The 22,161-nt window shown below is 63.8% G+C and carries 16 protein-coding genes; 4 read left to right on the top strand and 12 right to left on the bottom strand.

The features are described from left to right. The first annotated feature begins 501 nt into the window (after positions 1-501). On the top strand, positions 502-2,472 hold the full coding sequence (locus tag CK227_RS05735; protein ID WP_179296398.1) for a M23 family metallopeptidase: 1,971 nt from the start codon (positions 502-504) through the stop codon (positions 2,470-2,472). A gap of 100 nt (positions 2,473-2,572) precedes the next feature. Here CK227_RS05735 and CK227_RS05740 read toward each other — a convergent pair whose 3' ends face one another. After that, positions 2,573-4,147 (bottom strand): MFS transporter, encoded by a 1,575-nt coding sequence (locus CK227_RS05740; RefSeq protein WP_095772321.1) that lies wholly within the window; start codon positions 4,145-4,147, stop codon positions 2,573-2,575. Positions 4,148-4,301: 154 nt separating this feature from the next. Here CK227_RS05740 and CK227_RS05745 point away from each other — a divergent pair, with 154 nt between their 5' ends. Beyond that, positions 4,302-4,934: a TMEM175 family protein gene (locus tag CK227_RS05745; protein WP_095772320.1), complete on the top strand. Its 633-nt coding sequence runs from the start codon at positions 4,302-4,304 to the stop codon at positions 4,932-4,934. Here CK227_RS05745 and CK227_RS05750 read toward each other — a convergent pair. From CK227_RS05750 to CK227_RS05785, 8 genes are all read right to left on the bottom strand, one after another. Further along, complete coding sequence (locus CK227_RS05750; protein ID WP_095772319.1) at positions 4,908-6,422, bottom strand: L,D-transpeptidase family protein; 1,515 nt, start codon at positions 6,420-6,422, stop codon at positions 4,908-4,910. The two genes, CK227_RS05745 and CK227_RS05750, sit on opposite strands and share 27 nt — an antisense overlap. Positions 6,423-6,571: 149 nt before the next feature. Next, entirely contained in the window at positions 6,572-6,934 is a 363-nt protein-coding gene (locus CK227_RS05755) for an MmcQ/YjbR family DNA-binding protein (RefSeq protein ID WP_095772318.1), read from the bottom strand. Positions 6,935-6,993: 59 nt separating this feature from the next. Then, on the bottom strand, positions 6,994-9,600 hold the full coding sequence (clpB, locus tag CK227_RS05760; protein WP_095772317.1) for an ATP-dependent chaperone ClpB: 2,607 nt from the start codon (positions 9,598-9,600) through the stop codon (positions 6,994-6,996). Between the two features lie 220 nt (positions 9,601-9,820). Further along, positions 9,821-10,789 (bottom strand): DUF4167 domain-containing protein, encoded by a 969-nt coding sequence (locus CK227_RS05765; protein ID WP_095772316.1) that lies wholly within the window; start codon positions 10,787-10,789, stop codon positions 9,821-9,823. Positions 10,790-11,099: 310 nt separating this feature from the next. After that, on the bottom strand, positions 11,100-11,972 hold the full coding sequence (gene prmC / locus CK227_RS05770; protein ID WP_095772315.1) for a peptide chain release factor N(5)-glutamine methyltransferase: 873 nt from the start codon (positions 11,970-11,972) through the stop codon (positions 11,100-11,102). Beyond that, complete coding sequence (gene prfA, locus CK227_RS05775; RefSeq protein WP_095772314.1) at positions 11,965-13,044, bottom strand: peptide chain release factor 1; 1,080 nt, start codon at positions 13,042-13,044, stop codon at positions 11,965-11,967. Before prfA ends, prmC begins: the two co-directional genes overlap by 8 nt. Before the next feature lie 10 nt (positions 13,045-13,054). Then, on the bottom strand, positions 13,055-15,325 hold the full coding sequence (ptsP, locus tag CK227_RS05780; RefSeq protein WP_019861345.1) for a phosphoenolpyruvate--protein phosphotransferase: 2,271 nt from the start codon (positions 15,323-15,325) through the stop codon (positions 13,055-13,057). Positions 15,326-15,406: 81 nt separating this feature from the next. Next, positions 15,407-16,660: an aspartate kinase gene (locus CK227_RS05785; RefSeq protein WP_095772313.1), complete on the bottom strand. Its 1,254-nt coding sequence runs from the start codon at positions 16,658-16,660 to the stop codon at positions 15,407-15,409. A gap of 248 nt (positions 16,661-16,908) precedes the next feature. Here CK227_RS05785 and CK227_RS05795 point away from each other — a divergent pair, with 248 nt between their 5' ends. Continuing rightward, on the top strand, positions 16,909-18,747 hold the full coding sequence (locus CK227_RS05795; protein WP_095772312.1) for a CHASE3 domain-containing protein: 1,839 nt from the start codon (positions 16,909-16,911) through the stop codon (positions 18,745-18,747). An 18-nt stretch (positions 18,748-18,765) separates the two neighbouring features. Here CK227_RS05795 and CK227_RS05800 read toward each other — a convergent pair whose 3' ends face one another. Next, positions 18,766-19,335: a putative glycolipid-binding domain-containing protein gene (locus tag CK227_RS05800; protein WP_095772311.1), complete on the bottom strand. Its 570-nt coding sequence runs from the start codon at positions 19,333-19,335 to the stop codon at positions 18,766-18,768. A 181-nt stretch (positions 19,336-19,516) separates the two neighbouring features. Between CK227_RS05800 and ubiG the strand changes: the two genes are divergently transcribed. Then, positions 19,517-20,266, top strand: a complete 750-nt coding sequence (gene ubiG, locus CK227_RS05805; protein ID WP_095772310.1) for a bifunctional 2-polyprenyl-6-hydroxyphenol methylase/3-demethylubiquinol 3-O-methyltransferase UbiG — start codon at positions 19,517-19,519, stop codon at positions 20,264-20,266. Positions 20,267-20,500: 234 nt separating this feature from the next. Here ubiG and CK227_RS05810 read toward each other — a convergent pair whose 3' ends face one another. Then, a complete protein-coding gene (locus CK227_RS05810) occupies positions 20,501-20,998 on the bottom strand; it encodes a flavin reductase family protein (RefSeq protein WP_095772378.1) in 498 nt (165 codons plus the stop codon). A gap of 24 nt (positions 20,999-21,022) precedes the next feature. Then, positions 21,023-22,147 (bottom strand): LLM class flavin-dependent oxidoreductase, encoded by a 1,125-nt coding sequence (locus CK227_RS05815; protein ID WP_095772309.1) that lies wholly within the window; start codon positions 22,145-22,147, stop codon positions 21,023-21,025. Positions 22,148-22,161 lie beyond the last annotated feature (14 nt).

Genomic DNA, 22,161 nt, shown 5'->3' on the forward strand with positions numbered 1-22,161 from the left:
TCTTGAATTTCGCAGAGGGCAGTCTTAGAAGCAAACTTCTTCGTCGCCAGCGGCGCACCGCCCTCGTTCGTGAGGCGTATATAGTCGCCACCAATCCAAACTGTCAACACACTTCACCAAAGTTTTTGAACTTTTTGCGACAGAAATTTCGGGCCCGCTTTGTCGATAGCCGGCTGCCCCAGGGGAACAGCGGACAAGACGGGCGCCGGCCACGAAGGAGCCCTATTGCCGCCGCATTGCCGTTCGACACCAAGGCCAACAAAAGAGGCCATGGCACAGCCGTGCAATGCCCTCCTTTAAGAGCAACGCAAGCCAGCGCGCGATGAGCCTTATAGAGAAGGCACGCCGCCCTCTTTGCAGAGCGCTCTATAGAAGAAGTGCCTGGGGGGAATTCGACCGGGGCCTGAGGCTTCGTTGACTTAACCTGCCGTGACAGGCAAATGTCATGGCCACAACAAAAGCGACAAGCCGTTCCGCCCGGGGAAGAAGCAGCCTTTCTGGATGCCAGATACGGAAGATGTCATAGCCGAACTCGGCAATGAGCCGCCGCTTATCGCGGATGGCCGCAGTGGCCCGCCCGATCGGCGCGAGGTTTCTGCGCGCTGGCTGTCGGGAACATTCCTGACGGGCGTGACCTCAAGCGTGCTGATGGGCGTGGCGCTGTTCGCCGCCCTTGACGGGCGCCAGCAACTGGCGACGCCACCCGAAATCGCGGAACTGATCGGCCTTTCCAGCAATGGCGATTCCGGCGAGGTGGCCAAGACAACGAGGCTTGTGGCACCGCGTCAGATCGCCAAGGCCAAGGACCGCCGCCGCATGGAAGTGTCGATGGTCACCAAGGTCGGCGACCGCGACGTCATCCACACAATGCCTTTCGTGCAGATCAAGATGGCGCTCGCCGCAGGCCACACCACCAGCCGGCCCTACCCGCCTTTCGACCCGATGCAGGTGTTCGGCGACGACGGTGACGACGCTCCGGCGCAACCGGCGGCGGCCTCCGCCGCCTCCGGCCAGATCTATGGCGCCAAGGTCGAAAGCGAGATGAGCCTGAAGACCGTCGACTTCCCGATCGAGACGGCGGCCTTCGACGAGAAGAGCGATCTGTCCGCCGACGAGGTGGAAAAGGTGGTGCGCGACGCCGGCACCGACCTTAGCGACGGCGCCGTGCAGGTCGCTTCACTCCACTATGTCGATCCGCAGCGATTCGGCGAAGCCTTCGCCGAGAGCATGGCCGGCTCCTATGACGTCAAGATCGTGCCGGAAAACGTCTCGGTGTCGCCGCGTGCTGCCACTGACGACCAGGCGCCGGCTTTCGCCGAGGAAATCATTCCCTTCACCAAGGACACCGACCTCACCGAGGCCTTTGCCGATTCGGGTTATACGGGCGACGACGCCACCGGCATGGCCGAAGCGATCGCCAAGCTGTTGAACGCGCCGACGCTGAAAGCCGGAACCGTGCTGCGCGTCGGTCTCGAAGTCCATGGCGACGCCGCCAAGGTCGTGCGCACCAGCGTCTACGACAGGACCACCCATATCGTTACCATCGCGCTCGATGACCGCGGCCAGTATGTGCCGGCGCAGGAGCCGGATCCCAATCCCGAATTGTTGACGGCATTTGACGATTCGTCGGCGCCGGTGGTGGTGCGCGGCAACCTGCCCACTGTCTATGACGGTATCTACCGCACCGCCTATTCCTACGGCATGTCAAAGAAAATGACCCAGCGGCTGATCAAGCTGCTGGCATCTGGCGTCGACTTCCAGTCACGACTCAATCCGTCCGATCGCCTCGAAGTGCTGTTCTCGCAGCCGGACGGGGACGACCAGACCTCAGACGATTCGGAGCTCCTCTATGTCTCGGCGAACTTCGGCGGTACGACGCGCAACTTCTATCGCTTCCAGATGCAAGACGGCAGCACCGACTATTTCGACGAGGATGGATCGAGCGCCGAGCAGTTCCTGCTGCGCAACCCGCTGCCCAACGGAAGATTCACCTCCGGCTTTGGCGCGCGCAAGCATCCTATCCTGGGGTATGTCCGTATGCACACGGGCACCGACTGGGCCGCCCCGATCGGATCCCCGATCATCGCCGCCGGCAATGGCGTCGTCGAGAAGGCCGGTTGGGCTGGCGGCTATGGCAAGCAGATCATCCTGCGCCATGCCAATGGCTACGAAACCTCCTACAACCACCAGAGCGCCTTTGCAAAAGGCATCGAGCCGGGCGTTCGGGTTCGCCAGGGCCAAGTCATTGGCTATCTCGGCCAGACTGGTCTTTCCACCGGTCCGCATCTCCACTACGAGTTGATCGTCAACGGCACCAAAGTCGACTCGATGCGTGTTCGGCTGCCGGTCGGCAAGGTGCTGAAGGGCGACGACCTCGTCGCCTTCAAGCGCGAGCGCGAGCGCATCGACGACCTGCTGAAGCAGGAAGAAGGCAATTCGCTCAAGGTCGCGAGCGCCAAGATCGACGGCTAGAGCGATTCACCGTTTCCCGAGGGAAAGCGCTACGCGCTTTGCCCGGAAAAACCGCTCACACTGGAATGCTCTGAACCCTGGCCAGCCCGGCATCGGCGAATCAGTTTCGCGACGAATCAGCTGACGATTCATCGGTGTGGCGCGGCCAGGGCAGCGTCTGACCCGAAACGGTAATCCATGCGATGATCGCGGCAAGCAGGCAGAGCACGGCGGTCGTCAAGGATATGGCTGAAAAGGCCATGTCGCTGGCAGCAAGCCGTGTTGCTTCGAGTTCGGGCGGCAGGCCTGTCGATACCGGTTCGCCAAACCCCGGAATGCCTGGCCTGACCCTGGTGTCGAGCATCGTTGAATAGACCCCGGTGGCAAGCGAGCCCATTGCCGCCACCGCGATCAGGCCGCCAACGCGCGAGACGGCATTGTTGATGCCGGAGGCAGCCCCCGTATCCTTGTCTTCCACCGCCGTCATGATCGCGGTGGACAGTGGCGAGACGACCAGCGCCATGCCGAGGCCCATCAGCGCCATCAGCGGAAATATTCCGGTCCAGAAATGGTGGATGCCGGCACGGGCGAGCAAGGCAAGTCCGGCGAAGGCGAAAGCCACGATCAGGCTGCCGCAGGCGATCGGAAAACGCGGTCCGATCCGGTCCGACAACTGCCCGACCGGTCCCGACAGAAGCGCGATCGATGCCGACAGCGGCAGGAAGATGAAGCCGACCTCCGCCGTGCTCAGTCCCCAGCCGGCGATCAGCAGCATCGGCAGATAGAAAAGATTGGCCGACAGCGCGAAATAGAGGAAGAAGGTCGCCACATTGGCACCGGCAAAAGCGCCGATGCGAAACAGGCTGAGGTCGATCATCGGCTCGCGTCGCCGGTGTTCGAACAGGATGAAGACCACAAGCAGTACCGCGCCGGCGGCAATGCTCGGCCCCGCCATATTGCCCTCGCCGCTCGAACTCATCGAGGTCAGCCCATAGGCGAGTGCGCCGAACGCCAATGTCGCGAGCGCACCCCCGCCGAGATCGAGGCTGCGTTTTTCCGTCGCCGCATCGGCCGGGATCTTGACGAGCAGCAAGTAGATCGAGATCAGCCCGAGCGGCAGGTTGACGGCGAAGATCGCCCGCCAGATGCCGGCGCCGAAAGCCGACAGCACCAGGCCGCCGAGCACCGGCCCGAGGGCCGTGGTCAGCGCCGAGGCGGCGGCCCAGATGCCGATTGCACGGCCGCGCTCCTTTTTTGGATAGGCCTTGGCGATGATGGCGAGGCTGCCCGGCACCATGATCGCCGCACCAATACCCTGGACAGCGCGAAACCCGATCAGCACGACAGCATTCGGCGCCAGCGCGCAGGCGAGCGAGGCAACGATGAACAGCGCGATGCCGGCCACGAAGGCACGGCGCAGCCCGAACCGGTCGCCGGCGGCGCCGCCGGCAAGGATCAGCGCCGAAAGCGTCAATGCATAGGCATTGGAGATCCACTGCGCCTCGGCAAGGCTGGCGCCGAGGTTGACACGGATCGCCGGCATGGCGATGGCCAGGATCGAGCCGTCGATGAAGCCGAGCGCCGAGGCCAGGATCGCCGCGATCAAGACGAATCGCCGCTGCGATTGCGGACAAAAGGTTCCGTTCGTGATCGGGCTGGTCAGCGGGACGGCGGCGGCTTCATTGGGCGAATGCATGCCACCTCACTTAGACCCCAAGCGCGCCGGCAACAACCGGCCAGCAGCTTGCAGTCCTTGAAACCAGCCAATTGGCCAGGATGCGTCCCGTGCTGATGCAAACGCCGGCAGTCATGCTAAGTTTTCCGGAAGAACGGCAGCCGGGGGGCAATCAATGAAACGTCCACTTGAAGCGTCGGCGGAAGGACGCGGCCGCATTGTCGGCATCACCGACGGCGTCTTTGCCATCGCGCTCACGCTCATCGTGCTCGAGATCAGGGTGCCGGCGCATGAGAGCGTGCATTCCGAGCACGATCTGCTCGTCGCCATCGCCTCATTGGCACCGCGCTTCCTGACTTATGCCTTGAGCTTCCTGACGCTGACCATCTTCTGGTTCGGCCAGCAGGCTCAGCATGGGCTGATCGCCAAATCCGACAGGCGTCTTGCCACGCTGAATCTCTGCTTTCTCGCCTTCATCGCGCTCTTGCCGTTCTCGACCGACCTTCTGGCGGACTTCCTCGAATTCAGGACGGCGGTGCTGGTCTACTGGCTCAACCTACTGATGCTCGGCGTCACGCTGTTCGCCAGCTGGCGCTATGCGGAAAAGAACGGCTTTGTCGCAGAAGATGTCGATGCCGAAACGAAGCGCACGGTCTATCTGCGCATCGTCAAGGCACAGATCCTGTGGGCGGTCGGCGCGCTGCTCTGCCTGGTCACGCCGTTGCTCAGCGTCGGCTTCATCCTGGTGGTGCAGCTGATCTATGCCGCCGCGCCGCGCGGCTCATTGCTGCGCAAAGTCATCGGCTGAAGGTCCGCCGACAAACTCCACGGTGACGCCTGGCGACACCAGCTTGGCGAGTTCGCGCGCATCCCAGTTGGTCAGGCGCACGCAGCCATGGCTTTCGGTCTTGCCGATCTTCGACGGCTCGGGCGTTCCGTGGATGCCGTAGGTCGGCTTGTCCAGGGCGATCCACACCGAGCCGACGGGGCCGTTGGGGCCTGGCGGAATGGTCAGGATCTTGTCGTTCTGGCCCTGCTTGAAGTTGATGTTCGGATTGTAGGTGTAGTTCGGGTCGAGCGCGATGCGCGACACCGCGTGGATGCCGGTGGGCGACGGCGTGTCGGACGAACCGATGGTCGCGGGATAGGCAGCGACCAGCTTGCCGCCCGCATCGTAGGCGTACGCTTCCTTCCTGGTCTTGTCGGCGACGATGCGCGCGACCGGCGTCGAGACCAGCTTGCCGAAATTGGCGACCTTGATGATCGTGCCGGGACGGTTGAAGTCGAGGCCCTTGTTGATCGACTTCAAATAGTTCTCGTCCATGTGGAAGCGCTCGGCCAGCGCCTCGGTGACGGAGGTGTAGCCCATGCGGTCGAGCTGCGCCTTCTGGCTGTAATCTTCCGGGATCGAGGCGACATAGGGGCCAGCCGCATCTTCCGCTGTGATGGTGTAGCTGGCGAAAGCATCGCCGCCCGATTGCGCGAGCGCTGCCTGGATGCCGACTGTGTCCGTCGATTTCAGATTGCTGCCGGTGATCTGGTTATAGGCGGCCAGGGCCTTATCGACATTCGAGCCGAAACGCCCATCGATCACGCCCGGCGAAGCGCCGCCGCGGTCGAGCAGCACCTGCAGCGCCGCCACGTCCTGGCGCACGCCGAGCGACAGCGACGGATCGACGGCGGCCTTGCCGCCAGTATCCGGCGGCAGGGAAGCCTGCGTATCCGGATTGACCTGCTCTACGTCCGGCTGCGCAGGGTCTATCGCGGCCTCGTCTAGCGGCTGGCGCTTGATGACGCCCGGCTTTGCCGTTGGCGCATCGGGATAGCTGTTGTCGTAATTGCCGTCGTCCTGCGGCGCCGGCGGATAGGCTTCGACCGAATTGTCGCCATAGGGGTCGTATTCGTCCGCCGGCGGCGGGATGACCCGGCCTTCCTCTTCCAACTGCTTGCGGCGGAAGCGCGCCATGTCTTGTGGATCGTCGAGATAGTAGCGGTCATCATCGGTGGGAGCCCGGCCCAATTCGCGCAACCTTGTCTCGCGGCGCAGTGCACGCCGGTCAAGCCGCGTCTGCGGCGGCTGGATGGCGATGACCTTGCCGGTGTCGGCATCGACGATGACGCGGTTGCCGCGGGCGTCGTAATAGATGTCCAGATTTCCGTCCTGGGCCACAAGAATGCCGCCATCATCGGTGGCGCGGGCAACCTTTGGTGCACTGTCCTGCGCCGGCGCGGCAAGCGCACCGAAAGACACAAGCCCGGTGGCAAGCGCCGAAAGGGCAAAGATCGTGCGGAACATCGTGGCCAACTCTCCGGTCCCTAATTGCCGCCGCCCGGCATTGTACACTGGGCGAACCCCTTCGCCAGCAAACCAGTTACCCCACCCTATGGTTCCAATATGAACCGGGCATGAAGATGGCGGTTTTTCGGCGCACCGACGAATACTCGCTAGGTTGCGAGCCCCAATTCCTTGCGCGCCTGCTTGGTCAGCTTCAGGGCGACAAGGCGATGGCTCTCGCGCAAATAATCCTCCAGCGCAGCATCATCCATGCTCTGGCTTGTCCGACGCTGGATCCACTTCATGCCGCGCGAGGCAAGGTAGGGCGCGGGCCGCAAACCCGGCTGCTCCCTCAGCACGTCATAGGCGATGTCGGAACATTTGAAGGTGACGAAGAGCTGTTGGCCCTGATCCCAACCGCCGATCGCAAACACCTTGGTGCCGACCTTCCAGACATGGGCGCCACCCCACTGGACGACGTGGTTTACCGCGGGCAGTGAGGCGCAGAAGCCATTGTAATCGTCCAGCGTCATCCGCCCTCCACCCTCAACATGAAACACCGCGCGTCCAGGATGGACGCGCGGCGTTGAAATCAGGCCGCCGCTTCGGTCGCGACGACCGTCGGCTTCGAGCGGAAGTTCAACCGGTCGGAACCGGAGGTGACCTTGACGGTCGAACCGTCGAGAATCTCGCCGAGCAGGATCTTCTCCGCCAGCGGATCCTGCAGTTCCTTCTGCATCACCCGCTTCAGCGGCCGCGCGCCATAGGCCGGGTCGTAGCCCTTGGCCGCCAGCCACTCAATCGCCTCGTGATCCAGCGACAGCGTGATCTTGCGATCGACGAGCAGGCTTTCCAGCCGCTTGAGCTGGATTTCGACGATGCGGTCCATGTCCTTGCGGCGCAGCCGGTGGAACAGGATCACCTCGTCGACGCGGTTGAGGAATTCCGGCCGGAACGATGCCCTGACCACGCCCATCACCTCGTCGCGCACGGCATCGACATCCTGGTCCTCGCCGAGATTGACCAGATATTCGGCGCCAAGGTTCGACGTCATGATGATCAGCGTGTTGCGGAAATCGACCGTGCGGCCCTGCCCATCGGTGAGCCGGCCGTCATCGAGCACCTGCAAGAGCACGTTGAAGACATCGGGATGCGCCTTCTCGATCTCGTCGAACAGCACGACCTGATAGGGCCGGCGCCGCACCGCTTCGGTCAGCGCGCCGCCTTCCTCATAGCCGACATAGCCGGGAGGCGCGCCGATCAGCCGGGCGACCGAGTGCTTTTCCATGAACTCCGACATGTCGATGCGCACCATGGCGCTGTCGTCGTCGAACAGGAAGCTTGCCAGCGCCTTGGTCAGTTCGGTCTTGCCGACGCCCGTCGGCCCGAGGAAGATGAACGAGCCGATCGGCCGGTTCGGATCCTGCAGCCCGGCACGGGCACGCCGCACCGCCTTGGAAACGGCTTGCACCGCCTCGCCCTGGCCGACGACCCGCTTGCCGATCTCGTCTTCCATGCGCAGCAGCTTGTCACGCTCGCCTTGCAGCATCTTGTCGACTGGAATGCCGGTCCAGCGCGAGACGATATGGGCGACGTGGTCCGGGGTGACCACTTCCTCGACCATGCCGGCCTTGCCGTCCTGGGCTTCGGCTTCCTTCAGCTTCTTCTCGAGTTCCGGGATCTTGCCATAGGCAAGCTCGCCGGCGCGCTGGAACTCGCCCTTGCGCTGGGCAATGGCAAGCTCGTTGCGTGCCTCGTCGAGCTGCTTCTTCAAGTCGGCCGCAAGCCCGAGTTTCTGTTTCTCGGCCTGCCACTTGGTTGTGATCTCGGTCGATTCCTCCTCAAGGCCGACAAGTTCCTTCTCCAGGCGGGCGAGCCGGTCCTTCGAGGCATCGTCCGTCTCGACCTTCAGCGCCTCGCGCTCGATCTTGAGCTGCATGATGCGGCGGTCGATCTCGTCCAGCGCCTCGGGCTTGGAATCGACCTGCATCCTCAGCCGCGAAGCGGCCTCGTCGACCAGGTCGATCGCCTTGTCCGGCAGGAAGCGGTCGGCGATATAGCGGTTGGACAGCGTCGCCGCCGCCACCAGCGCCGAGTCCGAGATACGCACCTTGTGGTGCTGCTCGTATTTTTCCTTCAGGCCGCGCAGGATCGAGACGGTGTCCTCCACCGTCGGCTCATCGACAAAGACCGGCTGGAAACGGCGGGCAAGTGCCGGATCCTTCTCGACATGTTTTCTGTATTCATCGAGCGTGGTCGCGCCGACGCAGTGCAGTTCACCGCGCGCCAGCGCAGGCTTCAGCAGGTTCGACGCATCCATCGCGCCGTCCGCCTTGCCGGCGCCGACCAGCGTGTGCATCTCGTCGATGAACAGGATGATGTTGCCATTGGCCGACGTGACTTCGGAGAGCACGGCCTTCAGCCGCTCCTCGAACTCGCCGCGATATTTGGCACCGGCGATGAGTGCGCCCATGTCGAGCGCCATCAGCTGCTTGTCCTTCAGCGATTCCGGCACGTCGCCATTGACGATGCGCAGCGCCAGGCCTTCGGCGATCGCTGTCTTGCCGACGCCCGGCTCGCCAATCAGCACCGGATTGTTCTTGGTGCGGCGCGACAGCACCTGGATGGTGCGGCGAATCTCGTCGTCACGACCAATGACCGGGTCGAGCTTGCCGGCGCGCGCGTCGGCGGTCAGGTCGCGCGCGTACTTCTTCAGCGCGTCATAGCCTTGCTCGGCACTCGCCGAATCGGCGGTGCGGCCCTTGCGGACATCATTGATGACCTGGTTCAGCGCCTGCGCGGTGACGCCGGCCTTTGCCAGTATGTCGGCGGTCTTGGCCGACTTTTCCATGGTGAGCGCCTGCAGCAGCCGTTCGACCGTGACGAAGCTGTCGCCGGCCTTCTTGGCCAGTTCTTCGGCCGTCGAGAACACCTTGGCCAGCGGCTGCGCCAGATAGAGCTGGCCATTGCCGCCCTCCACCTTCGGCATTGCCTCGAGCGCCGTTTCGACGCCGAGCTTGACGTCGCGGACATTGCCGCCGGCGCGTTCGATCAGCGACGCGGCCAAGCCCTCGTCATCGTCGACGAGCACCTTCAGAATGTGTTCGGGGGTGAATTGCTGGTGATTGCGGGAGAGCGCCATGGTCTGCGCGGACTGGATGAAGCCGCGCACGCGCTCGGAGTACTTCTCAAGGTTCATATCTGTCTCCTTCCATCACCGGCCCGCTTTGCGGCACCGGATCAGATTGCGGTGACGGACCCGCCCATTCGAGCCGGATCCTGTTCAGCCGAGATATGGTGCATAGGCCATGCCGTCTCAAGGCGCCTTGATGTCGGTCAATGCATAATATTCCACGTCAGCCGAAACGAAAACGGCGGAGATTTCTCCCCGCCGTTCAACGTCTTGAAATGCCGTTCGATCAGTTGTCGATGTCGACGATCGCCGGCTCGGCATTGCCGCTATCGGCCGGGGCCGCGGCCACCTCGCCGGCATCCGCATTGTCGCTGCCGCCATCGACCTGGTCGGCACTGGCGCGCGGACGGCGCGGACGGCGCGGGCGACGGGCAGCGCCGCTCTCGGCGGCCGCCTCGTTGAGCTCGGCTTGGGCGGCAAGAGCCGCCGGCGAAAAACTCTCGAACAGCGGCGCCGGCTCGGCGACGGCAACGGTCTCGGCCGGTGAACCAGGCTCTAGCTGCACCTCCGCCTGTGCCGGGGCTTCGTTGCGCTGCTGGCCGCCTTGCTCGGTCGGTGACGGGTAATCACGCTGGCCATAGCCGCCATTTGGGCGGCGATCGCGGTGACGCCCGCCATTGTTGTCGCGGCCACCATTGTTGCGCCCGTTGTTGTCGCGCCCGCCATTGTCGCGCCCACCATTGTCGCGATTGTCGCGGCCGTCACGGTTCAGTGCGACCTCGGCCGGCATGCCCTCGATCACCGGCTGCGGACCGGCGCCATGGTTGATGACAGGAATTTGCGGATCGGAGACGGTGTTGCCGCCATTGCCGGCGCCATTGTTGCCGGCATTGTCGAAATCGTCGCGATCTTCATCGCCGTCATCGTCGAAATCGTCACGGTTCTGCTGGACGTTCTGGATCGGCATCTGCGCCTGCGCGGCGGCAATGATGCGATTGTAGTGTTCGGCGTGCTGGAGATAGTTCTCCGCCATGACCCGGTCGCCGGAGCTTTGCGCGTCACGGGCCAGGGTAGCGTATTTCTCGGCGATCTGCTGAGCCGATCCACGGATCTTCACATCCGGGCCGTTGCTCTCGTAGTTGCGCGTCAGGGGATTCGGGCCCTTGCGGTTGTTGTTGTTGTTATTGTTGTTGCCACCGCCGCCGCCATTGTTGTTGCGACCGCGCATGCGCCTGTTCTGCTGTTGTGGCCTCATTCGACTCTCTTCATCTTGAAATTTTCGAAAACTCGTTACGAACGGAGGCGCTCATGCAGCCAGCCGTTTCGTTTCTTCACCGGCGTTCGCCCGCATCAATTGCGTTGGCGCCACGTGCCATCCTGTTCCGGTTACATCACTTGCCGGACGATTCCCGCACGAAGCTTGGGCGTCGTTTGCGCAAGAAGGCAGCTATTTCCAAGGAGGACCGAATCGCTAAGAGCACTGCCTGCTTCGTCTCATCCGGTTGAGGCGACCCTAGCCGCATTCCCTGGTATTGCCAAGCGGTTTTTTCGCACTGCGTCAAGGCTTATCCCCATTGAAAGACAAGAACCCTGTCGTTTCCGCCGAGATCACGCAAAGCAGCAGCCGATGCATAACCAGCCGCCTTGAATATATCCGTAACCTCATTGCGTTGCGTATGGCCGATCTCGACCGCAATCCTGCTTTCGGCTTCTAGAAACCGTGCCGCCTCGGCGGCAATGATCCTGTAGGGGTTCAGCCCATCCACGCCGCCATCCAAGGCTTGGCGTGGGTCGAAATCGCGGACCTCGTCCTGCAGATTTCCAATGTCTCCTGACGGTATATAGGGAGGGTTTGCGGCAATTACATGGTATCGGCCGGAAACTTTTTCGAACCAGTCCGACTGCACCGTCGCGAACCTGGCCTCGAGTCCGAGTTCCCCGGCATTGCGCGCCGCCGTCGCCAGCGCACCGGCGGAAATGTCGACACCGGTGGCGGTGGCGGCCGGCACGGCACTCAGCAGCGCCAGCGCGATCGCTCCCGTCCCGGTGCCGAGATCAAGGATGCGGCAGGCCCCCTCCCGCGCGGCTATTGCCTTGACGAAAGGCAGCACCGCCTCGACCAGCGTTTCGGTATCCGGCCTCGGCTCGAGCGTTTCCGGCGACAGCAACAGGCGCAAACCGTAGAATTCGCGGTAGCCGAGGATGCGGTGCACCGGTTCGCCACCCGCCCGGCGTCTCAGGGCGGCATCGATCGCGGCGATGGTGTTGCTGTCGATCATGCGTTCAGGATCGGCAATGGCCTGCGTGCGCGTCGTGCCGGAAAAATGTTCGACGATCAGCCGCGCATCGAGCGCCGGATCGCCGACCCCGGCCGCCATAAGCCTGGCCCGCGCTGCCCGCAGCAGCGGCCCCAGCGCCTCGGGCAGAGGGTCAGCCATCAAGGCCGATATCGGCCAGCAGCTTCGACTGGTGATCGGCGATCAGCGCGTCGATGATCTCGTCGAGCTCGCCCATCATCACCCGGTCGAGCTTGTAGAGCGTCAGGTTGATGCGATGGTCGGTGACGCGGCCTTGCGGGAAATTGTAGGTGCGGATGCGCTCCGAACGGTCGCCGGAGCCGACCTGCGATTTGCGCGATTCAGAGCGTTCCTCATCTGCCTTGCCGCGCTCCAGGTCATAGAGCCGGGCGCGCAGGATCTGCATGGCCTTCGCCCGGTTCTGGTGCTGCGACTTCTCCGCCTGCACCACCATGATGCCGGTCGGCAAATGGGTAATGCGCACCGCCGAATCGGTGGTGTTGACGTGCTGCCCGCCGGAGCCCGAGGCACGCATCGTGTCGATGCGGATGTCTTCGGCGCGGATTTCGATGTCGACCTCTTCCGCTTCCGGCAGAACGGCCACGGTCGCCGCCGAGGTGTGAATGCGCCCACTGGCCTCGGTCGCCGGCACACGTTGCACGCGATGAACGCCGGATTCGAATTTCAGATGGGCAAACACGCCCTTGCCCGAGACGGTGGCGATGATTTCCTTGAACCCGCCGGCATCGCCGTCGCTGGCCGACACGGTTTCGAACCGCCAGCCGCGTTCGGCGGCATAGCGCTCATACATGCGAAACAGGTCGCCGGCGAAGAGCGCCGCCTCGTCACCGCCGGTGCCGGCACGGATTTCGAGGATGGCGTTCTTGTCGTCGGCGGCATCCTTGGGCAGGAGCAGGATCTGGATATCCTTCTGCAGCGTTTCGATACGCTCCTCCACGCCGGGCAGATCCGCCTCGGCGAGCGCCCGCATCTCGGCGTCGGTGCCCTTGTCGGCAAGCATTGCCTCGAGGTCGGCCTGCTCATGCTCGGCCGAGCGCAATTCCCTGACCTTGGCCACCATGTCCTGCAACTCGGCATATTCCGATGCCATCTTCACATAGGCATCCGGCGCCGGGCCGGCCGACATCTGCGCTTCGAGCATCTCGAAACGCTTGACGACTTGATCCATACGATCGCGGGGCAAATTGACCATGAGGGAGACGCTACAACGGAATCGAGCGGTCGTCGGCGAAGGCCTGCAGCAGCGCCCGCATCGGCAACCCCTGTGCCGGCGCCATCAGATTGTCGTCGAAGAACGCCGTCAACTCATCCAGCGGCAGTTCCGTCAGCATCGCCTTGACCGGTCCGATCGAGGCCGGCGACATCGAGATCGAGCGGAAGCCAAGACCGATCAGCGCCATCGCCGAGATCGGCTTGCCGGCCAGTTCACCGCACAGCGTCACCGGCGTGTGGTTGCGGATGCCGGCGTCGGCGATCTGCTTGAGCACGCGCAGGAACGGCGCCGACAACGTGTCGAAGCGGTTGGCCAGTTGCGTGTTGCCGCGGTCGACCGCCATGACGAACTGGAACAGATCGTTCGAGCCGACCGAGACGAAATCGACCGCCTTCATCAATTCGTCGAGCTGGAACAGAAGCGACGGCACTTCCAGCATCGCGCCCAGCTTGAGGCTGGTCGGCAGATGATGGGCGAAACGCGAGAGATGCCGCACCTCGCGGTCGATGATTTCGCGCGCCTGGGCGATCTCGCCAAGCTCGGTCACCATCGGCAGCATCAGCTTGAGCTCGCGCCCGCCGCTGGCCTTCAGCAGGGCGCGGATCTGGGTGCGCAGCAACCCGGGCCGGTCGAGCGTCAGCCGGATCGCCCGCCAGCCGAGCGCCGGGTTTTCCTCTTGGATGGCGCCCTTGAAATAGGGCAGCACCTTGTCGCCGCCGATGTCGATGGTGCGGAAGGTGACAGGTTTGCCGCGCGCGGCCTCCAGCACGTCGCGATAGAGCTTCTCCTGCGCCTCGGCGCGCGGAAACGTCGAGGCGACCATGAACTGCAGTTCGGTGCGGAACAGGCCGATGCCGGCAGCGCCCGATTCGGCCAGTTGCGGCAGGTCGACGGCAAGCCCGGCATTCATCAGGAGATCGACTTGCACGCCGTCCCTGGTCGTCGACGGCTTCTTGCGCAGTTCGCGATAGACCTCTTGCCGTCGGGCGCGGAACCGCACCTTTTCGGCATAGGCCGCTTCGAGATCGGACTGCGGCCGCAGATGAATCGTGCCTTCCTCGCCGTCGACGATGATGGCGTCGCCGTTTTCCGCCATGGAAACGGCGCCCTTCATCTGGCCGGCGACCGGAATGCCCATGGCGCGCGCGACGATGACGACGTGGCTGGTGGCGGCACCATCCTCGAGCACCAGCCCGCGCATTTTCTCCCTGGGGTAGTCCAGCAGCTCTGCCGCGCCCATCGAGCGGGCGACGATGATGGCGTCCTTTGGCAGCGAGGCCGCGACATCTTCCGGCCCGCGGCCCATCAGCTGGCGCAAGAGCCGGTTGGCGAGGTCGTCGAAATCGCTCATCCGCTCGCGCAGATAGGGGTCGGTCATGTGCAGCATGCGGGCGCGCATGTCGCTCTGCACCTTTTCCACGGCCGCCTCGGCCGTCAGGCCGTTGCGGATTGCCTCCTCCAGGCGCCGCACCCAGCCGCGGTCGTTGGCGAACATGCGGTAGGCTTCCAGCACCTGGCGATGCTCGCCCTCGAAGGCGACGTCGCGGCGCTCCAGCATGTCGTCGATGGAGAGCCGCAGCGAACCGAGCGAGCTCTCCAGCCGCCGGACCTCTTCCTCGCTGTCCTCATTGAACAGATTGGTAACGACGATGCGCGGCTCATGCAGCACGACATGGCCTAGCCCGACGCCGTCGTTGAAGGACAGGCCGGTGAAACTGACGGGCCGGCGCAGGTCGAGTTCCAGCCCAGGCCGGGTCAGCCGCGCCAGATCGCCGGTGGCGATCATCTCGGCGATGACCATGGCGGTGGTTTCCAGCGCCTCGACCTCGTCGTCGCGATAATGGCGCATGGTCTTGTTCTGCACGACCAGGACGCCCAGCGTGCGCCCGGCCCTGAGCACCGGCACGCCGAGGAAGGAATTGTAGATCTCTTCCCCGGTCTCCGGCAGATAGGCGAAAGCCGGATGTTCCTGCGCATTGGACAGATTGAGCGGCCGCGCGCTGGCCGCGATGGTGCCGACCAGGCCTTGCCCGAGCCGCAGCTGCGCCAGGTGGACGGCGTTCGGGTTCAGACCCTCGGTGGCGTAGAGCTCAAGCACCGAATCGGCGCGCAGCACATAGAGCGAGCACACTTCCGCGACCATGTTGGAAGCGATGTCGCGCACGATCCGGTCAAGCCGCTCCTGCGGCTCCAGCGGCTCTTGCATGAGCTCGCGGAGCCGTTTCAGCAAAACGCGCGGGCCGCTGGCCTGGTCACGCATCGCGGCTTCTTCTCCAATGAAACACTTGCCGGCGCAGTTTCCGCCGCTGCCGGCATGCGCGCAACAACTGATTCAGTCTTGCTACTGCTTATCCAGACCGTAGACGGAATGCAAAGTGCGAACCGCAAGTTCGGTGTATGGACCGTCGATCAGTATCGAAATCTTGATCTCGGAGGTGGTGATGGCGCGGATATTGATCGCCTTCTCGGCCAGCGCCTTGAAAGCGGTGGCGGCGACACCGGCATGGCTCCTCATGCCGATGCCGATGACCGAAACCTTCGACATGCCGGCTTCCGACTGCACGACATCGTAGCCGACCTCGGCCTTCAGCCCGTCGAGCACGGCCAGCGCCTTGTCGACGTCACCCGAAGGCACGGTGAAGGTCATGTCGGTGAACTTGCCGTCCTCGGAGATGTTCTGGACGATCATGTCGACATTGATGTTGGCCTCGGCCAGCGGCCCGAAAATGCCGGCGGCGACGCCAGGGCGGTCGCCGACGCGGCGCAGCGAAATCTGGGCCTCGTCCTTGGCGTAGGCAATTCCGGTGACGACCTGCTGTTCCACGATCTCTTCCTCGTCGCAAATGAGCGTTCCCGGAGGATTGAGCAAATCCCCCATTCCGGGCGCGTCGGGATCGTCGAAGGACGACCGCACGAAGGTACGCACCCTGTGCACCATGGCAAGCTCGACCGAACGCACCTGCAGAACCTTGGCGCCGAGCGAGGCCATTTCAAGCATTTCCTCGAAGGAGATCTTGGCCAGCCGCCGCGCCTTGGGCTCGATGCGCGGATCGGTGGTGTAGACCCCGTCGACGTCGGTGTAGATGTCGCAGCGGTCGGCCTTGACCGCCGCGGCGATGGCGACCGCGCTGGTGTCGGAACCGCCGCGGCCGAGGGTCGCGATGCGGTTGTCCGGCCCGATGCCCTGGAAGCCGGCGATGACGGCCACCTGGCCCTCGCCGAAGCGCTTGATCAGGAAGGCGCCGTCAATGTCGAGGATGCGCGCCGCGCCATGCGCGTTGTCGGTCTTGATCGGGATCTGCCAGCCCTGCCAGGAGCGGGCATGTACGCCCATGTTCTGCAAGGTGATGGCCAGCAGGCCGGCGGTGACCTGTTCGCCGGAAGCGACGACCGCGTCATATTCGCGTGCGTCGTGCATCGGCGAGGCCTCGCGCGTCCAGCCGACCAGCTCGTTGGTCTTGCCGGCCATCGCCGAAACCACCACCGCCACCTCATGGCCGGCATCGACCTCGCGTTTGACGTGACGCGCCACATTGCGGATGCGGGCGATGTCGGCGACGGAGGTTCCGCCGAATTTCATCACGATACGCGCCATGGAAGCGAAATGCCTTTGACTGAAGCCGGCCAGGAGCCGAAAACGAAGGAAAGCGCCCGGCTGGCGCCGGCCGCTGAATGCGCGGCCTCCTTAGCCAAATGCTTTGGGTTTCGCAAGGCTGGCGGCGGAATGCCGGCTTCAAGAAGACGGCATATTGCCATCCAGGCCAGCGCCGCGTACCAAATGCTGCCCGCGGGGGATTTCCTTTTGGCTCGGCATAACAGATGATTGCTCGTCTTCGGCGCGCCATGCGGTTGCAATCGCTGCCGCTTGTCGCCGGCTTTGCTGTGCTGACGCTGATCGTCGGCACCCGCGCGCTGCTCGTCGAGGGACAAAGGGCCAATCGTGCCGCCGCGCGCGAGACAATCGAATACCAGCAACAGCTTTCAGGGCTGCTTTCGTTGGCGCAGGAAGCCGAGGCAGGCCAGCGCGGCTATCTGCTGACCGGCGAGAAATCCTATCTCGAACCGTACCAGAAGGCTGTCGACGCAATTCCGGGCCAACTTGCCCACATCGATGCCATGACATCGTCCAATGATCAGCTCGCCCCGCAGATCAGCCACATCAAGGATGCGCTGGCGCAAAAGCTGGCTGAAATGTCCGAGACCATCGCCCTCTACGACAAGGGCGATGCGTCAAAGGCGCTGGAACTCGTCCGCGGCGGCCAGGGCAAGGCCGCCATGGACGATATCCGCGCCAGCATAGACACGATCCGGCGCATCGGCGCCGCCGACATCGCCGCGCGCGATGAACACACGGACCAGGCCGAGGCCTGGCTGCGTGTCGGTTCGCTTGCGGCCCTCGTCGCGATCTTCCTGCTCGGCGCCTATACCATCCGCCAATCCCGCCGCCGATTCCGCGAGGTCGCCACCGCCCAGGAAGAGCTGATGCGCAAGAACATCGAGCTCGGCAACGAGATCGACACGCGCGAGAAGGCCGAATCCCAGATTCGCCAGATGCAGAAAATGGAGGCGGTCGGCCAACTGACAGGCGGCATCGCCCACGATTTCAACAATATGCTGGCGGTCATCCTCAGCGCGATGAACCTTGCCCAGCGCAAGCTGAAGCGCGGCGAGAATGACATCGAGAAATTCATCGAGGCCGCGACGGATGCGGCCAACCGTGCCGCCAATTTGACCTCCCGGCTGCTTGCCTTCTCGCGCCTGCAGCCGCTGGCGCCGCAGGTGGTCGACACCAACCGGCTGTTGACCGGCATGTCCGACCTTCTGCACCGCGCGCTCGGCGAAGGCATCCGCGTCGAAACCGTGCTGGCGGCGGGCCTGTGGAAAACCTACGCCGACCCCAGCCAGATCGAGAACGCCATCCTCAACCTTGCCGTCAATGCCCGTGACGCCATGGACAATGACGGCCAATTGACCATCGAGACCGCCAACAGCCACCTCGACGACGCCTACGCCGCGACGCATGCCGAAGTCACGCCAGGCCAATATGTGATGATCGCGGTAACCGACGCCGGCACCGGCATGTCACCCGAGGTCATCGCCAAGGCGTTCGAACCCTTCTTCACGACCAAGCCGGTCAACAAGGGCACGGGACTTGGGCTGAGCCAGGTGTTCGGCTTCGTCAAGCAGTCGGGCGGCCACGTCAAGATCTACTCCGAACCGGGCCAAGGCACGACGATCAGGATCTATCTGCCCCGGTTTTTCGGACCGGAGGAGCCGGCGGCACCCGCCGGGCGCGGCAAGAGCGCCGCCAGGGTCACCGGAACGATCCTCGTCGTCGAGGACGACGCCCGCGTACGGGCCGCCACGACAGAGGCCATGCGCGAACTCGGCTACACGGTCATCCACGTTGGAAGTGGCCAGGAAGCCCTTCAGCAGCTGGCGGCGACATCGGACATCGCCGTGCTTTTCACGGATATCGTCATGCCTGCGATGAACGGCCGCAAGCTCGCCGAGGAAGCGGTCGCACGCCAACCCGGTCTGAAGGTCATCTTCACCACCGGTTTCACCAGGAATGCCGTCGTCCATAACGGCGTGCTCGACCATGACGTGCACTTCCTGGCCAAGCCGTTCACCATCGAGCAACTCGAAGCCAAGCTGCGCGACGTGCTGGACGCAAAATAGGCCGCGCCAGAACGTCCTTCAGCCTGAGGCAGTCACGCTTGTCCACAGGCCGGGATAGTCGGCGACGAAGCCGTGCGGCGAGACACCAAGGATCTCGTCATAGCCGAACACGGGCGCGCTGTAGGCGTAGCGGGTCTCGTCGAGACGCCGATAGCTTTGCTCGAGAAGCACCATGTCGAGCGTTGGAAAGCTCAGATAGGCGGCTGGAGCGGGCGTCGCCTCGCCGATGCCGAGGTCGAACCGGCGTATCGCCGGCAGGTTCGATGCCGGCGTGAAGCCGAGGTCGACGTCGACAAGGCCGGCAACGCCCCGCTGAGGCTCGCCGTTCAGCATCCACTCGCCGTCGGCACGTCGTTCAATGGCATAGTGCAGCTCGCGCATGCCGAGAAAACCATCGACCCGCGCCGATCGCGTGCACCAGCCGGCGTCGCAAATCACCTCATAGGCAAGGCAGCATGGCTTGCCGTCCTGGACGAAGATGGCCTGTCCCTGGAGGCTGTGCCCGCCATCGGCTTGCGACAGCAGGCAGGCGTCGTGGCCCTCCACATCCAGCCTGCGCCAAAGGATCGAAGCCGTCATGACCTTCATCGTGCACTCCTTCGAATCCAAACGATGCCCCTCATTCGCCAGCCGGCCAATTGTGTTTCACCGCCGCGGTCGACAACTGACATGCCCTGACAGGATGCTCCGCCCTGTCGGCAGAGGAAAATTGTTGCCTTGACTTTCCCGCCTACACGCCCGACTTCCTAGCGTTCGAGGAGACCAACCAATGCCAGAAGCCCGACGATCGACGATCGATGCCGGAGAAGTGGAACGCTTTTCCGCCCTTGCCGCCGAATGGTGGAACCCGAACGGCAAGTTTCGTCCGCTGCACAAATTCAATCCGGTCCGGCTTTCCTATATCCGCGACCAGATAGCGACGCGCTTCGGCCGTGACCCGCGTGCCGCGCGGCCGTTCGAGGGGCTGCGCATCCTCGATATCGGCTGCGGCGGCGGTCTTTTGTGCGAGCCGATGGCGCGTCTTGGCGCCGAGGTCGTGGGAGCGGACGCCTCCGAGACAAACATCGAAGTGGCGAAACTGCACGCAGCCGAGGGCAATGTGATCGTCGACTACCGAGCCACAACTGCCGAGGATCTTGCCGACGCCGGCGAAACATTCGACGTCATCCTCAACATGGAAGTGGTCGAGCACGTCGCTGACATCGATCTGTTCGTCGCCAAATGCGGCCAGATGGTCCGCCCCGGCGGCATCATGTTCGTGGCCACCATCAACCGCACGCTGAAGGCGCTGGGGCTCGCCATCATCGGTGCTGAATATGTGCTGCGCTGGCTGCCGCGCGGCACTCACCAGTTCGGCAAGCTGGTGCGCCCGGAAGAACTGGAGAAGGCGCTCGACGGCGCCAGCCTGACGGTCATCGACCGCACCGGCGTCACCTACAATCCGCTTGCCGACCGCTGGGCGCGGTCGAAGGACATGGACGTCAACTACATGGTGCTGGCGGAGAAGGGATCCGTCTGATCCGGCGCACTTTTCCTGGAATTTCCTCCAAGGTGTGTCGGGATTGAGGTCAGGCCGAGTCGAAAATGGTGGCTTCCGAGAACCGGAGCGGAGCGCATTTTTGGCTACGCGAGCACCGGCCTGCGCGGGCCGTAGCCTTAGCTGCCGCGCCATTCACGAGTGCTTCGGCCGGCGAGGCCGGAAGCGCAGGAAGCCGCCATTTGCAGGCCGGCATCACCTGAATATCACCACACCTCAGGCGTCGAGTGGCCGATAGCCTCCGCGCCAGTAGATCAGCGCCTGGCCGGCATCGCGGGTGCGCACTGCCTCGACCGAACCGATGACGATGGAGTGCGTGCCGCGGTCGATCATCTCGTCGAGGCTGCAGTCGAAGGTGGCCACCGCGTCCGAAAGCAGCGCGGCTCCGGTCTTCAGCGTCACCCATTCGGCGCCCTCATAGCGGTCCTTGCCCTTGATGCCGCCAAAGCCGGAGAAACGCTCCGCCACGGCTTGATGCCGGGGCCCCAGCGAATTGACGCCGAAATGCCGGTAGCGCTCGATAACCGGCCAGGTCGATGACGATCGGTTGACGCAAGCGATCACCTTTGGCGGTTCGGCCGACAGCGAGACCACCGAAATGACGACAAGGCCGGACCGGTCGTCGCCGACACCGGCGGTGATGACGCTGACATTGCCGACGATGAGCCGCATGGCGGCGCGGAAGTCGGCGACGCTGACCGAAGCTTCTGTCATGGACATTGCCTCTTCGCTTTTTTGCTAAGCCGCCGACTGCATCGCGGTCGGTGCGATGCGGATGCCTCTCTCTTCGAGAATGGGGAGCACGGTGTCGCGGAAATAGGGGAATTCCTCGACATAATCGACGAAGGACAGTGTCGAGCCGCGAAAGCCTGCCGCGTGCAAGGCGGTGATCCCGTCGGCGACCTGCTCGGGCGTGCCGGTGAGCGGGAAGCCGCCATGGCCCGCCGCCATGCGGTCGCGAATGAGCGCCAGAAGATCATGCGGGAACGACTGCGCATGGGCGAACTGCAGCCGAACCAGATTGTCGACCGCCGCCCAGTCGGCGTTGGCGCGGCCGAAATGTTCGAGATAGTCCTTGGCTTCCTTTTCGGTCGGCCGGCAGACGACATGGGCAAAGGTCAGCACGTCGACATTGCTGCCGGCGGCCCTCGCCTGCTCCTTCAGCGCAATGATCTCATCCTTGGAGCGCGCCAGGTCGATTGCCGGCGTGAACAGGAAATCGGCGTTGCGGACCGCGAATTTGCGGCCCTCCTCCGACCCGGCGGCATTGAGGATCGGCAGCCGAGACGACGGACGCGGGTCGCCAAGCACATTCTTGAGCTTGAACCAGGTGCCGTCCCAGTCGAAGGCTTCCGTGCGCTCCCACAGCGCCTGGACAATATCGAACCATTCCTGGGCATAGCCGTAGCGCGTGACATGGTCATCGGGCAGTGTCAGCCCTAGCGCCTCATATTCCGGCTTGTTCCAGCCGGCGACGATGTTGAGGCCGATGCGCCCGCGGCTGATCTGGTCGATGGTCGCCAGCTGCTTGGCGACGACCACCGGATGGTTGGCCGCCGTGTGGGTGGTGGCGAAGACCGTGATGTTGCGGGTCAGCGCCAGGAGCCCGGCCGCCCAGGTGATCGTCTCCAGCACATTGCCGTGGAAATTCGTCTCGCCGCCATAACCGATCCAGCGCGCGATCGGCAGCATGAAGTCGATGCCGGCCTCGTCGAGCAGATGCGCCAGCCGCAGATTGTTGTCCCAGGAACTGGCCCAGCGCTCGGGAACCTTGGTGACGGTCATGCCGCCGGAACAATTGGACGCGAAAGTGCCGAGAAAGAAGGGTTGCGCGTGAGGCGCGGTCTTGTCGAGCATGCTCATCGGCGGTGTTCTCC

This window comes from Mesorhizobium sp. WSM4308, from assembly GCF_002294905.1.
In the GTDB taxonomy this organism is placed as follows: domain Bacteria; phylum Pseudomonadota; class Alphaproteobacteria; order Rhizobiales; family Rhizobiaceae; genus Mesorhizobium.